Genomic DNA, 15,326 nt, shown 5'->3' with positions numbered 1-15,326 from the left:
ACAGGCGGCCGCTGCGCGGCCACCTTCATTTTATTTCTAGTGGCACATAAGGTGCGCGAATGCGCACCTTATGTGCCACTAGAAATAAAATATTAATGCTGCAGATGCACATCTCGTGCACCAATAAAAACAAAAAATGAACACCGCAAGTTCTCCGTCCTTTAGGAGGAACCGATGAGCTTGATAGAGCCAATGCCCACCTTTGGAATAAAATGTGAATGTAGATAATGCTTGTACTGCGTGGTTATTATCCAAGCACACATTATTCTCCAAACTCGCGTGCCAATATATCCATGTAAATCACATCTATGTACTTTCCGTCTTTGAATACCCACTCGCGCCGTCGTCCTGTTTCCCGTAAACCCGCCTTTTTGAAAGAAGCGATGCCCGCATAATTGTCAGCATGGACGGAAAGCATGATGTTGTGAAGATTCATTGTGTTGAATCCATAGCCAAGTATTAACCGAATGGCTTCAGTACCATAACCTTTGCCTTGCTCCTCCTGGCCTATAAAAATGCCAATGAAAGCATTACGGTTTAGGTGGTTGATGTTCTGTAGGCTGATGCTACCAATCAGTACCTCACCGTCAAGGAGCACTATCGCATAACGATGTACCCCATCTGCAGGCTCAAAAAGCCATTTCAAATCATTTTTCGATGATACTACCGATGAATACTGAGCGTATGTGTTGGCTACTGCCTTATCGTTCAGCCATTGTATGTAATTCTCTGCATCATCGGTATTTATAGGTGAGAGATATAAACGATTACCAGTAATTTTTTTATAATATTTCATTTGCTCACCCTCCTCAAAAAATACATGTTCTACGCTCACCTTGTCGCCCAAAGGCGAACAAATTATCATTCGCATATTTTATTATGGCTGTTTTTATTCTTACCAAGTCAATGAATGATAAGCTTTTTTTCTTCCTCCCTTTATCTCATTTCACCCGCAAAGACAGAAGCCCACACCGCAGGTGTGAAAGCCCCGGCATGCCGCAGACGATGGTCTTGTGGGTAAACATTACTCCAAGTATACCTGTCTGTGGGGAACATTGGTAGTGTAATGGTTCAGGCGAGATGCTACATAAGCGAATAGACACGGCCTGACAGCCATTTGGAGTCATCAATACAATGTACATAAAGAGCTGGAGAATACAATACATTTAAAATAAGTGGCTTATTTGCCGCCTGGAACATATGCTGATGAATAAAATCTGGAGGCCTCGTAGTGTTTGATGTAATTATCATTGGTGCTGGCCCTGCCGGCTTGAGCGCCGCTTTAATGTTAGGGCGTTGCTGCCGCTCTGTGCTTGTCTGTGATAATGGACAGCCGCGCAATATTGTCTCCCACGCCATGCATGGCTTTTTAACCTGTGATGGTATGGTACCAGCGGAATTCAGACGCCTTGGACAAGAACAATTACAGAAATATACAAACGTAGAGATACGCTCTACTACCGCGATCGATGCCAGGCGTACAGACGATCTCTTTACCGTCACCCTGGGCGATGGCTCTATACATACAGCCCGTGCCTTGCTGCTAGCTACCGGCCTGAAGGATGTTACCCCATCGATTGAGGGGTTTCGGCGCTACTATGGAGCCGGGGTCTTTTCCTGTCCTTACTGCGACGCCTGGGAAGTACGCGACCAGCCACTGGCCGTCCTTTCACAGAGAGCAGGGGGTGAGGCGCTGGCCTTTCAACTTCTACAATGGAGTCGGGACATTGTACTGTGTACCAATGGTCCCCATCAACTCAATAGCGAAACGCTGGCACTGCTCAATCAGCATAACATTCAGATTTATGAAACACCGATCGCCCGGCTGGAGGGTTCGGAGCAGTGCTTTGAGCGCATCGTCTTCACCGACGGCAGCACGCTTGCGCGCGCGGCCCTGTTCTTTCAGGTGCAGCATGTACGGCGCCTGGAGCTGCTCGATAAGCTCGGCTGTTCATTGCCCGACACATATCAACAACCGATTGCCCCTGGCATCTACCTGGCAGGCGATGTCTACCGGACGCGCTGGGTGAGCGGAGCGGTCGCCGACGGCGTCGAACTCGCCGTCATGATCAACATAGAACTACAAAAAGAAGAGCTGGTACGCAGCTATCAAACCCTGAAAGCATTTAACAGGGCCATTTAAAAGTAGCGAACAGCGGGGTCAAGGGGCGGCTAGCCCCTTGCGGGGTGCGGGCGAGCATGCCGGGGGCATGATCAGTCCCCGCTCACCCCTCCCTCTCTCACCGCCGCCGAAGGCGGCAAGAAAAGACTTTTAAATGGCCCTGAGCATTTAAAGCATAGCTTGACAGACCACAATCTGTCGGCTATAGTTGTAGTGGTTGTGATAAAAGTTTTAACGACGATAACAGAAAGGAGGGCATGCCATGAAAACAGGTAATCATATATTCCTGCAAATTTCTAGCTGGGACCTCCTAAATGTGATCGTATCCATACACAACCCGCTGAACAACGGTGCGCACATTGATCTGGGGACCACAGGAGCCGTCTGCCCATTTTCAGATACGTGTGTCGCATATTCTGATCTCTACCCGCTAGCATAGAACAATAGCACACCTTCTGACCGTGGGCATCCGCCAATGAGGGCCCGCGGTTTTTTGTTGCCTTGCGCTACACACCTCCATGGGTTCCATCATTGCCGGGCTCCCCTTTCAGCCATACGTTTTTTGCTCGCCAGTAACTGCTGCTCGTTTTACAGAAGCATAAGGAGGATACACATGGCAATGACGCTGGATATCGCCGCCCCTGAGTATAGACGTGACCTGGGTGATGGCCTGGTCGCACGCTGGTCCACGGCAGACGATACAGAAAAGATCGCGCAGACCGCCGGCCAGGTTTTTCGTGGCAAAGATAGTGATCCCTTTAATGAGAGGACAGCCAATGCCGTCAGGGTATATATGAGTGGTCGCGTACCCGTCATGGGGCCGGGCGACTACGCGATTGTTGAGGACCACACGAAAGAGGGCAATCCCGTTGTGGCGGGCATCTGTCTGATGCGCATGGAATGGTACTACGAGGATATTCTCTTTAAGATGGGACGCCCGGAAATCGTCTTCAGCGATCCCGGCTATCGTAACCGTGGGCTGATACGTACCCTGTTCGAGTTCGTCCATGCGCGCAGCGCCGCCGAAGGACGCCTGCTGGACGCCATCACGGGCATCTACTACTTCTATCGCCAGTTTGGCTATGAATACGCCCTCGACCTGGACAGCAGCAAGGGGGTCTACCTGACCGCCAGCCCCAAAGCTAAAGAGGGCGATGCAGAACTTTATACACTGCGCCCGGCCACGCAAGCGGATCTGCCGCAGATGAAAGAAATTTATCAGCAGCGTGATCGATCTTTACATACTGTCACGACACACATAGGTGATAGCTATATGAAATTTATGCTAGAAGATTGGTCCGACCATCCTGCTCGTCCTCAATTTGGCACTACGATGATGATCGTCGATAAACAGGGGCAGGCACAGGGCTGGCTCTCGCTGCCAATCACCCGTGGAGGTAAATCGCTCAATGTCTGGAGTATGTATACCAGGCCACATCTGAATCTACAGGCAATGCTGCAATCGCTCTTGCACGCCTTGCAGACCTATGGTCAGCAGATGCCGACCCAGAAACCCGACACCGAAGCGTTCAGCGAGATCAAGTTTTACCTGGGACAGCAACATCCTGTCTATACAGCATTGGGCAACCTGGCGGCCATTACAGATCCTGGCTATGCCTGGTACATTCGCATCGCGGACCTGCCTCGCTTTATCCGCCATATCGCGCCCGCATTGGAGAAACGCTTGCTTAACTCTCCTGTCGAGGGCTTTACGGGCGAGTTAAAGCTGGATTTCTACCGTGGGGGCATTCGCATGGCCTTTAGGGAAGGGCGGCTTGAGACGGTTGAAGACTGGCGCTCAACCGTGCTGAACAACTGCTCGGATGGTGGCTTTCCGCCGCTGGTCTTTTTCCAGGCGCTCCTCGGCTATCGCAGCCTGGATGAGTTACGCCGCAACTATCCCGACGCCTGGGTCAATAACGAGGTACTCTTCACTACCCTGTTCCCGGTGCGACCATCCTGGGCAATCTGGCTATAATCCGCTCAATTCCAACCAGAGGACGGACGCATTTTACCTGCGTCCGTCCTTGCTTATGAAACCTCTTCCTTAATGACGGAAGGGGTACTGGAGCCACGTACATGGAGCTGGCCACGCAGCATAACCTGGCGCGAGGATCGTGAAGGGTCAATGATACGCTGGATCAGCAGTTCGGCGGCGGTCTTGCCGATCTCATAGGTAGGCTGTGAGATAATCGTGATTGGTGGCTGCACCAGCACGGTCCAGGAGGTCTCGTCAAAACCTGCCAGCGCGATATCTGCAGGCATTGAGAGATTGGACTCGCGAATCGCCTGCAGGGCTCCCTCCAGGGTCAGGCTATTGCTGGTCAGCAAGGCATCTGGCGGTTGCGGTAAGCGCAGTAACGCGGTCGCGGCCGCCTTGCCAGACTCAACCCGTGGCTGGGTATGCCTGATGTATTCGGGTACCACAGGCAAATTATGCTGCCGCAGTGCCTGCTCATACCCCTGTCGCCGTTCCAGGCCAGTCAGGCTGGTCTCTCCAAAAATGGCCCCGATGCGTCCAAAACCATTATTGAGCAGGTGCGTTGTCAGCCGATACGCCGCCTCCACATTATCCAGCAGAACGGCATCAGCCGCAAAATCAGGGGCCGTGCGATCCACCATCACGATTGGGAAATCAAAGCGCTGTTGAGAAAGGCTGGCGGCCGTCTGGCGCGTAGGAGAAAAAATGATACCCGCCACGTTGGTGTCACGCATCAACTGTAGATAAATAGCTTCCTTATTGACGTCTTCATCGGTATTACAGAGCAGGACCGTAAGACCCTGGGCATAGGCGATATCCTCAACGGCACGGCTGATTGAGGTAAAAAAGGGATTGCGAATATCTGATACAATCAAACCAATAGTATTCGATTGCTGGGAACGCAGGCTGCGCGCCACCAGGTTGGGCCGGTAGCCTAATTTTTCGACGGCCTCCATCACCCGTTGACGCACCTCGGGCCGTACGTGCTGCCCATTCGAGAGCACGCGCGAGACCGTAGCGGTAGAAACGCCAGCCACCTCGGCAACTTCTTTAATACTCGCCATACCCACTCCCTCAATTGATCGGGCTAACCATGAATTGTAAACGATTGCAAATAGTATACCATATTGTGAAGCACTTTGAAAGGAAACCGGGTAAAAATTCCTTGACAAATGGCTTTGTAATCGATTACAATTTGCTTATCAATTGTAATCGATTACAAGAAAAGGTCGGTCAGTGGTGACCATGTAGTAAGGACCATTCAGTTGTAGGACTCTGGGGAGAGCTCGCATGATTGAGATCAACGAACGACAGATCAGCTTGCATGCCAGTCCGCGTGACAAGCAAGAGGCCATCAATCTTGTAGGACAGCTGCTTATTGATAGCCATAATATCGCCCCCGGCTATGTGAACAGTATGCAGCAGCGCGAAGAGGTGTCCAATACCTATCTGGGAAATGGGATCGCTATCCCCCATGGCTTAAATGAACATCGCGATCTCATTGAGCGCACGGGCATTTCTGTACTGCAGGTCCCCGCAGGCGTTACCTGGAATCCAGGTGAAACGGCGCGCCTGATCGTGGGCATCGCCGCCAAATCGGATGAGCATATCGAGGTTCTGCGCCGCCTGACACGCGTGCTGAGTGATGAGAAGCAGGTTGAGCGCCTGGCTCAGACCACCAATCCACAGGACATCATCCAGGCGTTAACCGGTGAACGCGCCCCTGAAAAAGCCGCCACCAGCAATCAACCGGTCGATTATGAACACTATTTTGATGCCGTGGTAACCAATAAAACCGGTCTGCATGCCCGTCCAGCAGCTATGTTTGTTAATCTGGCGAAAAGCTTTAAGGCCCGTATCCGCGTTCGCAACGGCGAGCGCGTCGCGGACGGCAAGCGTCTGCTTTCCTTGCTCCAGATAGGCGCTGAGCACGGCACACAGATCCGTGTTTCCGCCCAGGGTGATGATGCCGATAAAGCCCTGAAAGCCCTGCAGGAGGCGCTGAATAACAAACTGGGAGAGGAAGAGGCTGAGACCGAGCAACGCACGGAGACGGCATCCTGGACTCCTCGACATGCCAGCGCGACAATCAATGGTATTTCGGCCGCGCCAGGCATCGTATTTGGAGCGGTGAAGACATATGTCCATCGCGCTGCAAAAGTTGAGGATGTGGCCGGAGATCCGATTGAAGAGGGCGAAAAGCTACAGCAGGCTCTGGATACGTCCAAAAAAGAGCTTGCACAGTTGCATGCCGATGTCAGCGCTCGCTCAGGCGCCAGCCAGGCCGCTATATTTGAAGCTCACAGCGAATTCCTCAGCGATAGCAGCATCCTGCAACAGACGATCTCGCTGATCTATCAGGGTCACAGCGCCGCCTGGTCATGGAATCAGGCCATCCAGGAGCGTGTGGAGTCGTTACAGCAGTTGAGCGATCCGGTGCTGGCCGGCCGTGCCGCCGATCTGCGCGATGTCGGCACGCGTGTGCAAAATCATCTGACAGGAACCCAACAGCAGGAGATTCATCTGGATAACCATCCCGTTATTCTGGTGGCGGACGATCTGGCCCCATCTGATACGGCCACCCTCGATCCACAGGGGGTGCTCGGCTTCTGTACTGTGGGCGGCGGCCCAACTTCGCATACCGCCATTATCGCTCGCTCACTGGGCATTCCAGCCATCGTTGGAGCGGGCAAGGAGCTTCTGAACGTCGCCGATGGCAGCACCTGTATTCTGGATGGCTCAGCGGGAAAGCTCTATCTACAGCCCGATGACGAGGATATTGAGCAGGTACGCCAGCTACAACAGCAGGCGCGACAGCAGGAGGAAGCGGCCCGCGCCGAGCGTTTCGCGCCTGCCATTACCCGCGATCAGCATCGTGTCGAGGTGGCCGCCAACATCGGCAATGTGCGCGACGCGCAGAAAGCAGCTGAGGCGGGTGCTGAGGGTGTTGGACTCCTGCGCACCGAGTTCCTCTATCTGGAACGCAACAGCGCCCCTTCTGAAGAGGAGCAATTCGCGGTCTACCGCGACATCATTCAGACACAGAAGGGGCAGAACGTGATTATCCGCACGCTGGATATCGGCGGCGATAAAGAGGTCAGCTACCTGAACCTGCCCAAAGAGGATAATCCATTCCTGGGCGTGCGTGGCGTCCGGCTTTGCTTTGAATATCCCGACCTGTTCATCCCACAGTTGCGCGCCATCTACCGGGCGGCAACTTATGGTCCGGTGAGCATCATGTTCCCCATGATCGCGACGCTGGAGGACTGGCAGAAAGCCGCGGCCATCGCCGAGCAGGTACGCCAGGAGCTGAATGGCCCCACCATACCGATCGGTATCATGGTTGAGGTACCTTCAGCGGTCCTGCTGGCCACTCACCTGGCCAGGGAGATCGCCTTCTTCTCTATCGGTACCAACGACCTGACGCAATACGTGATGGCCATGGATCGCGGTCATCCACAACTGGCCAAACAGGCCGATAGCCTGCATCCAGCCATCCTGCAGATGATCTGGCAGACCGTACAGGCAGCCGAGCAAGAGGGCAAATGGGTCGGCGTCTGCGGTGGACTGGCCTCCGAGGTGCTGGGAGCCAGCATCCTGACCGGCCTGGGCGTAAAAGAGCTGAGTGTCAGCATCCCGAGCGTCGCCACCATTAAAGCCCACATCCGCAGTTCCTCCCTGCAAGACATGCAGGAACTCGCAAAAAGAGCGCTCCAGTGCCGCACCAGCGCAGAGGTACGCGGCCTATGAGTAAAATCGCAACCATTACGCTGAATCCCGCCATCGATCTGACGGTGCGCGTGGACCAGTTTGAGCCCGCCAGAGTCAATCGGGGCCAGCAAATGCAGATGGATGCCGGTGGCAAAGGGGTTAACGTGGCCTCTTTCCTGGCCGACTATGGTCACGCCACGGCGGTCACCGGCTTTCTGGGTCGCGATAACGCCGCCATCTTTGAGCAGCTATTCATGCAGAAACGGATCGAGGATGCCTTCGTTCGTTTGCCCGGGCAGACGCGTACCGGCATTAAGGTGATTGATGAGGCCAGGCAACAGACCACTGATATCAACATGCCAGGACTTCACCCCTCGGAGGCCGATGTTGAGCAGCTTATGGCACGCATCGAACAACTGGCCACCACCTGTGACTGGTTCGTGCTGGCGGGACACCTGCCTCCCGGCCTGCCAACCGGCTTCTATGCGACCATTATTGAACGCCTGAAAACGCTGGGCAAGCATATTGTGCTAGATTCCAGTCAGGACGCCCTGCGCGCGGGTGCGCAGGCGGGACCCACCATCCTCAAACCGAACATCGATGAACTGCGACAACTTGTAGAGCGTCCCCTGGAAAACGAAGTAAGTATTGAACAGGGTGCCAGGCAATTGTTACGGGACAGCGTGCGCCTGGTCGTGGTCTCAATGGGAGAACAAGGCGCCCTGTTTGTGGATAAGCATACCACCCTGGTAGCTCAACCACTGGCAGTCAAGGTGAAGAGCACGGTCGGCGCCGGAGACGCCATGGTCGCGGGCCTGATCGCCGGACTCACCGAGGATCTATCCTTGATCGAATGCGCCCGGCTGGCGACCGCCTTTTCCGCTGGAACCATCACACGCATCGGCCCGCACCTTCCTGAGCGCCCTGTACTGCAACAATATGCCAGCCAGGTTCAGGTGCGTACACTCCTGCCAGCCCCCAAATCCAGGGAGAATAATTGACAGCATAGATAATAAGCACTGACTCAAAAGGATCTGGATCAAGATCGTATTTCGTGTATGCAGAGCAGCATGGTCTTATCCCGTGCAGAGGAGTTTTATTATGGCAAAGATTGTGGCCATCACCTCCAGTCCCACTGGCATAGTGCATACCTTTATGGCAGCGGAAGCACTACAGCGTGGCGCCGAGGCGCTGGGACACACCATCAAGGTGGAGACCCAGGGTTCAGGAGAGGCGCAACATACATTGACCACGGACGATATACAGACCGCCGATGTGGTAATTATCGCCGCCGATGAGAAGGTAGCGCAGGACCGCTTTTCCGCGAAGCCGGTCTATGAAACCACCACCAGTAAGGCGATCCGTCAGAGTCAGCAGATCATTGAAGAGGCCCTGGCGCAACAGGCAGCAAGCAGCGATACTTCCTCTCCCGCCGCCCAAACAACTCCTGCTACTCCAGTTGCACCAAAAGAGGTTGAGCATGCGCGCATCGTCGCCATTACCTCGTGCCCCACCGGGATCGCGCATACCTTTATGGCCGCTGAGGCGCTGGAGCGGGCCGCTGAAACATTGGGCCACCAGATTAAAGTGGAGACCCAGGGCTCGGTCGGCGCCCAGAACGCGCTGACGCCGGAGGAGATTCAGCGGGCGAATGTGGTGGTGATCGCGGCCGACGCCAAGGTCGATCAGAGCCGCTTTACTGGCAAGACGGTCTATGAGACCTCGACCCATGACGCACTCCAAAACGGGCCGGGCGTGCTAAATAAAGCCCTGGCGCTGGCCGCGCGCAATCCACAGGGCACGGCAACCGCCAGCACAACCGGCTCATCATCACAGGATTACCTGGCCCAGATTCAGGATGCCAAAAGCAAGCGGTCGGCTGCCAGCACGGGCGTCTACAAACATTTGATGACCGGTGTCTCTTATATGCTCCCCTTTGTGGTCGCCGGTGGACTCCTGATCGCGATCTCTTTTGCCATTGGCGGTATCGACGCGGCCAAACATGCCGGCACCCTTGGCTGGGCCTTAAACCAGATCGGCGCGGGCACCGGCGCCTTTAGCCTGATCGTGCCCATTCTGGCAGGCTATATCTCCTATTCGATCGCCGATCGGCCGGGTCTGGCGCCAGGCATGATCGGTGGTGTGCTCTCCAATTCGATCGGAGCCGGTTTCCTGGGCGGCCTGATCGCGGGCTTCCTGGCGGGCTATGCCACCTTCTATCTCAGCAAATGGATCAACCTGCCAAAGAACCTGGCCGGACTGAAGCCGGTGCTGGTCCTCCCCTTGCTCAGTACCGCCATCGTCGGCCTGTTGATGGTCTATGTCATTGGCACCCCGGTCAGCCTGATCCTGGCGGCCCTGACCAACTGGCTCAAGACCATGCAGGGAACGAATGCCCTGCTGCTGGGGCTCCTGCTCGGCGGTATGATGGCCATCGATATGGGGGGTCCGATCAACAAGTCGGCCTATACGTTCTCAGTGGGACTCCTGAGCAGCCATGTCGATGCGCCGATGGCGGCTGTGATGGCGGCAGGCATGACTCCACCGCTTGGGCTGGCCCTGGCAACCTACCTGTTCAAAAATCGCTTTACGGTGGAAGAGCAGGACGCGGGCAAGGCGGCGGCGGTACTGGGTATCGCCTTCATCACCGAGGGTGCCATCCCCTTTGCTGCGCGCGATCCCTTCCGCGTCATTCCGGCCACTATGATTGGCTCGGCGGTCGCGGGCGCGCTCTCCATGCTGTTCGCCTGCCAACTTCAGGTTCCCCATGGGGGCATCTTCGTCCTGTTCATCCCCGGTGCGGTCACCAACCTGCTCTCTTACTTCATCGCGATTATCGCCGGTACCCTGGTGACCACAGGCATCCTCTTCTTTACCAAACGTTCGCTCACCAGCAAAACGGCAACGGTCAAAGCCGAAGCCCAGCTGGCCCAGGCATCTTAAAAAGCATGTATATGTTGGTGCCTCGGGCGCGCATCCGCGCCCGAGGCACCAACATGTAAACGCAGTACTTTTGGGATATGTTTGTATCGAGAGATGTCACAGATTCCCCGCAACCAACGAATATATTTATATACCTACATGCAAGATAAAGGATAAAATAGCTGTTAATAGACGTCTAATACTTAGTAGAAAAGTTTTATGCTTCGAATACTCTATCATGCTATTCATATGAAAAGCACTACCATATTTTTACGTATATTAGACATGAGTAGCAATTAGAGGTTTCATAGAGAGCGAGGACAGGCTAATTGTGAAGCCCGTAAATATTTTATACTGCGCGAATTGCGGAGCTGCCAATCATGAACAGGATACTATCTGCTTTGCTTGTGGAAAGACACTTGTACATGCCCAGGATATTGATGAGCAAGGACAGATGCAAACTATTGTTCTCCTTGAGAATCGATATCGCCTGATAGATCCGGTTGGTAAAGGAGGGTTTGCTACCGTCTATAAGGCTGAGGATCTACGCAACAAAACAATCGTGGCGGTCAAAGAGATCACGTTGAGGGATTTGAAACCGCAGGAAATCATCGATGCCACCGATACCTATCACCGTGAGATACGCTTTGGAGAGTCGCTCAAACATCCAGCTCTCCCTAGAGTCTACGCCCATTTTATGGACCAGGATCACTGGTATATCGTGGCCCAGTTCATCGATGGTCAGACCCTGGAGGAGTACCGGCAACAATTGCCCGGTGGGCAGCTTCCCCTAGATGAGGTGCTCTCCATCGCCCTGCGGGTCTGTGATGTGCTCACCTATCTCCATTCACGTCAGCCCCCCATTATTTTCCGCGATATCAAACCCGATAATATCATGCGCACCCGCACTGGACGTATCTATCTCATTGATCTTGGTATCGCGCGCCAGTTCAGACCGGGGCAGAGACGCGATACGCAGGCGCTCGGCTCCCCCGGATATGCCGCCCCAGAACAATATGGCTCAGATCAGACCACGGAGCGCTCAGATATCTATAGCCTGGGCGCCACACTGCGAGCATTGCTGACAGGACAAGATCCCCTGGATGAGGATACCACGATTACCAGAAAGCCTGTAGCCCTCCCAGAAGAGCTTTCAGAGCTTCTCGCGGAAATGCTGGCCAGGGATCCCGCGCAACGCCCCACCTCCATCATCAGCGTACAGCGCCGCCTTGAGCGGATCAATGCCAGGGTAACTTCCTCACAGGCAGCTCCGATCCCCGTTCCACCTCCCGCCCCAGCATCAACTCCTTACTACATCCCTTCCACTGTAGCAGGAGCAGGCAAGGCACCCGCTACTCCTAAAAAACGCTCGGGCAGATTAAAAGTAATAGCCATCGCTATTGTATTGCTCGCGGTTCTCGGCTTTGGGAGCGATAATCTTCTGAATTATATTTCTGGTTGGACACATCAAAGTTCCCTGGCACAAGAACCATCTATAGCGCCGGCCAGCCAGCAGATGCTCAATATAGCCGTCACCTCCAATTTAGATGAGCCGCTGGATCCCGCTACTGTTCAAAGAAAACAATCCATGCAGATTGTAGGCATGACATCAGCAGGGCTGCTCTCTCTCAACGATAATATGGAGGTTGTGTCGCAACTTGCCGATTCATGGGAAGCGGGTGATCAGGGATACACCTGGACCTTTCATCTCCGCCACAACCTCAAATTTAGCGATGGTACCCCATTGACATCGGCCGATGTGGCATATAGTCTTGATCGAGCGCTTGATCCTGCACAGAAATATGGTACAGCCTCATATAATCTACAATATATTAAAGGGGCGGACCAACGTTCTGCTGGAAAAATCAAGTCCTTGATCGGGCAGGGCATTTTAGTGCCCGATGCCGACACCATTATCTTCAAGCTCTCAAAAAATGTTGGCTATTTTCTACAGACCTTAACGACCACCTGTGCTGTGGTGGTAGAGAAAGCACTGGTCGACAAATATGGTCCGAAATTCACCAATCACCTCAGCGAAGGGGGAAGTTCGGGACCATTCGAACTCGTTCAAAACACAGCACAAAAAATCGTTCTTAAACCTAATCCCCATTACTATGATCATAAGCCAGCGCTCACAACCATTGTGTTTACCCCCTATGAATCAACCCAAAACGCTTATAGTGCTTATCAGGCAAATCTGAGCGACTTTGTGGACAATATTCCATCATCACTAATAGATAAGGTAAATCAAGACCAGGGTTTCCACCGTTCACTACAATTGACCACAACATATATAGCCATGAACTACCTGAATAAGCCGTTCGACAACATTAAAATCCGACAGGCCTTTGCCCTGGCAGTCAACAAGACGCTCATTAGCAAGGAGATTAGAAAAAATACAGTTCTGCCCACCAACCATATCATACCAGAGGGAGATCCCGGTGCCAGCGCCACTCTGGCAGGTCCTGCAGGCGTACAAACGCTGTTCGGAGATCCCACACTGGCTAAGAAACTCCTGGCCGAAGGCATGCGTGAGGAAGGTATCGCTTCTCTACAAACATTTCCTCAAGTGACGTTGACCTATCCATCAACGGCCGATCCCTTACGGCACAATGAAATGGTCATTATGCAGAAGATGTGGAAAAACAATCTTGGTATTTCAGTTCAATTACAGGAAATGCCAGGCAGCGATTTTTATCAGGCAATCAGCAGTCAACAAGGCGTCAAAAATATGCAGATGTGGCGCTTAAGCTGGGCCGCCGATTATCCAGATGCCAGCGATTGGATGACGGTCCAATTCGGCCAGAATGCCTCGCAAAACGTTTTCGCGTATGGACAAAATCACAACAGCAACATGGCACGCCAGCGAGAAATCCAACACATACTGGCCCAGGCTGACGTTACACAGAATCTACCACAAAGGACGATTATGTATAGAAGCGTCGAGCAGGAACTTGTCAATGATGTCGCCTGGTTACCACTGTATCAGTACTTTGATAATTATGTGGTTAAACCAAATATACATGGCCTGACAATCAATGCGATGGGTATGGTCGCCCCTGATGATTGGCCTGATATCTACGTCACCCAATAGGCAGCGATGTTGAGATTTAAATCTCAACATCGGCGATCGAGTCGAGAATCCAGGTGGGACGGTAAGGGAAGCGTTCCACCTGCTCGCGTTTGGTAACTCCTGAGAGGACCAGGACGGTGCGCAGGCCGCTCTCGGTGCCCGCCACGACGTCGGTATCCATGCGGTCCCCGATCATGGCCGATTCCTCCGAGTGGGCGTTGAGCTTGCGTAGCGCCATGCGCATCATAAGCGGATTGGGCTTGCCCACAAAATACGGCTTGACACCCGTGGCGGAACTGATTAAGGCCGCGACGGCGCCGGTCGCCGGCACAAATCCACCCTCGCCGGGACCCATGACGTCCGGATTGGTAGCGATGAAGCGCGCGCCATTGCTGATGAAGCGGCAGGCCTGCGAGATGCGCTGGAAACTATACATCGTCGTCTCGCCCACCACTACATATTCCGGCTCCTGTGAGGTCAAAATATAGCCAATGTCGTGCAGGGCAGTCGTTAATCCAGATTCACCAATGGTGAAAGCACTGCCCCCTGGACGCTGCCCATGCAGGAACTGCGCGGTCGCTAACGCGGATGTAAAAATAGCGTCCGCCGACACATTCAATCCCATATATGCCAGCCGCACCTGCAGGTCGCGAGGCGTGTAGAGAGAATTGTTGGTAAAAATCAAAAAGGGGATACCTTTATCCTGCAGTTTATGAATAAAGTCAGCCGCCCCCGGTATCAACGATGAGCCCCACAACAACACCCCGTCCATGTCGATCAGGTAATTTTTAACGCCGTCCATTCCTTGCCCCCGTTCGTTAAATCGCTACCCCTATAGTATCGAGTAGCAAACACACGTTAGTGTAGCCCACCGTCCAAGTGGATGTCAATGAGCTTAACAGAATAGAACAAAGCGTGGGCAAAGCCCATGAGGGTACTATCTGCTTGACGAGCGAGCACGCCAATAGCTACAGTATAGGGTAAAAACCGCACGCAGCCTGCATAGCACCGTATAAACAGAATAGCAGATAGAAAGTTAGGAAGAGAGCCGCTATGGATATTGCTACCTACACCCGCGAGGTGCATCGCACCTGTGACATAGAAGATCGCCGTGAACTATTGATCCTGACCGCGCTGGGCATTGCCGGGGAGTCAGGCGAGGTTGTCGACCTGCTCAAAAAGACGCTCTACCACTCCCACTCCCTGGATATAACCACCCTCAATAAAGAGATCGGCGATCTGCTCTGGTATATGACCTTGCTCTGTGATACCGTAGGTCTGACCCTGGAAGACGTCATGCAGGCCAACGTCGACAAACTGCGCCAGCGCTATCCCGATGGCTTCGATCCCCAACGCAGCCAGTCTCGCCAGGAATAATATAGCGATTATATATTTTGCAACGTGTCCCTGAAGTTGGTTATAATGTTGAGAATGTCAGTCGATATGCAAAGAGGCATGTATATACAGACTGACCAGTACTACAATCATCTTTCCCTCACACTATAAATTGTAGAACG

Annotated in this window: 10 protein-coding genes; 7 read left to right on the top strand and 3 right to left on the bottom strand. The window is 53.5% G+C overall.

What is annotated here, in order from left to right; genetic code table 11:
• Window positions 1–262: 262 nt before the first annotated feature.
• Window positions 263–796, bottom strand: a complete 534-nt coding sequence (locus tag KTT_RS30560; RefSeq protein WP_160146238.1) for a GNAT family N-acetyltransferase — start codon at window positions 794–796, stop codon at window positions 263–265.
• A gap of 435 nt (window positions 797–1,231) precedes the next feature.
• On the opposite strand from KTT_RS30560, the gene KTT_RS30555 reads away from it, so the two are divergent.
• Window positions 1,232–2,143 (top strand): NAD(P)/FAD-dependent oxidoreductase, encoded by a 912-nt coding sequence (locus KTT_RS30555; RefSeq protein ID WP_160146237.1) that lies wholly within the window; start codon window positions 1,232–1,234, stop codon window positions 2,141–2,143.
• Between the two features lie 592 nt (window positions 2,144–2,735).
• Window positions 2,736–4,100, top strand: a complete 1,365-nt coding sequence (locus KTT_RS30550) for a GNAT family N-acetyltransferase (RefSeq protein ID WP_235845919.1) — start codon at window positions 2,736–2,738, stop codon at window positions 4,098–4,100.
• A 53-nt stretch (window positions 4,101–4,153) separates the two neighbouring features.
• On the opposite strand, the gene KTT_RS30545 is transcribed toward KTT_RS30550, so the two are convergent.
• The gene (locus tag KTT_RS30545; RefSeq protein ID WP_126601458.1) at window positions 4,154–5,167 is read right to left on the bottom strand and encodes a LacI family DNA-binding transcriptional regulator; all 1,014 of its coding nucleotides are present in this window, start codon (window positions 5,165–5,167) and stop codon (window positions 4,154–4,156) included.
• Between the two features lie 226 nt (window positions 5,168–5,393).
• On the opposite strand from KTT_RS30545, the gene ptsP reads away from it, so the two are divergent.
• The 4 genes from ptsP to KTT_RS30525 all read left to right on the top strand — a co-directional run bounded on the left by ptsP (window position 5,394) and on the right by KTT_RS30525 (window position 13,830).
• Window positions 5,394–7,853, top strand: a complete 2,460-nt coding sequence (gene ptsP, locus KTT_RS30540) for a phosphoenolpyruvate--protein phosphotransferase (protein WP_126601457.1) — start codon at window positions 5,394–5,396, stop codon at window positions 7,851–7,853.
• Complete coding sequence (pfkB, locus tag KTT_RS30535; protein WP_126601456.1) at window positions 7,850–8,815, top strand: 1-phosphofructokinase; 966 nt, start codon at window positions 7,850–7,852, stop codon at window positions 8,813–8,815. Before ptsP ends, pfkB begins: the two co-directional genes overlap by 4 nt.
• 100 nt (window positions 8,816–8,915) lie before the next feature.
• Complete coding sequence (locus KTT_RS30530; RefSeq protein WP_126601455.1) at window positions 8,916–10,757, top strand: PTS fructose-like transporter subunit IIB; 1,842 nt, start codon at window positions 8,916–8,918, stop codon at window positions 10,755–10,757.
• Between the two features lie 433 nt (window positions 10,758–11,190).
• A complete protein-coding gene (locus tag KTT_RS30525) occupies window positions 11,191–13,830 on the top strand; it encodes an ABC transporter substrate-binding protein (protein ID WP_126601454.1) in 2,640 nt (879 codons plus the stop codon).
• Window positions 13,831–13,846: 16 nt separating this feature from the next.
• On the opposite strand, the gene KTT_RS30520 is transcribed toward KTT_RS30525, so the two are convergent.
• Entirely contained in the window at window positions 13,847–14,611 is a 765-nt protein-coding gene (locus tag KTT_RS30520) for an HAD-IIA family hydrolase (RefSeq protein WP_126601453.1), read from the bottom strand.
• A 251-nt stretch (window positions 14,612–14,862) separates the two neighbouring features.
• Here KTT_RS30520 and KTT_RS30515 point away from each other — a divergent pair, with 251 nt between their 5' ends.
• Entirely contained in the window at window positions 14,863–15,186 is a 324-nt protein-coding gene (locus KTT_RS30515) for a nucleoside triphosphate pyrophosphohydrolase family protein (protein WP_126601452.1), read from the top strand.
• Window positions 15,187–15,326: the final 140 nt, after the last annotated feature.

This window comes from Dictyobacter aurantiacus, assembly GCF_003967515.1.
Taxonomy (GTDB): Bacteria; Chloroflexota; Ktedonobacteria; order Ktedonobacterales; family Ktedonobacteraceae; genus Dictyobacter; species Dictyobacter aurantiacus.
This window is presented reverse-complemented; position numbering and strand designations above follow the sequence as displayed.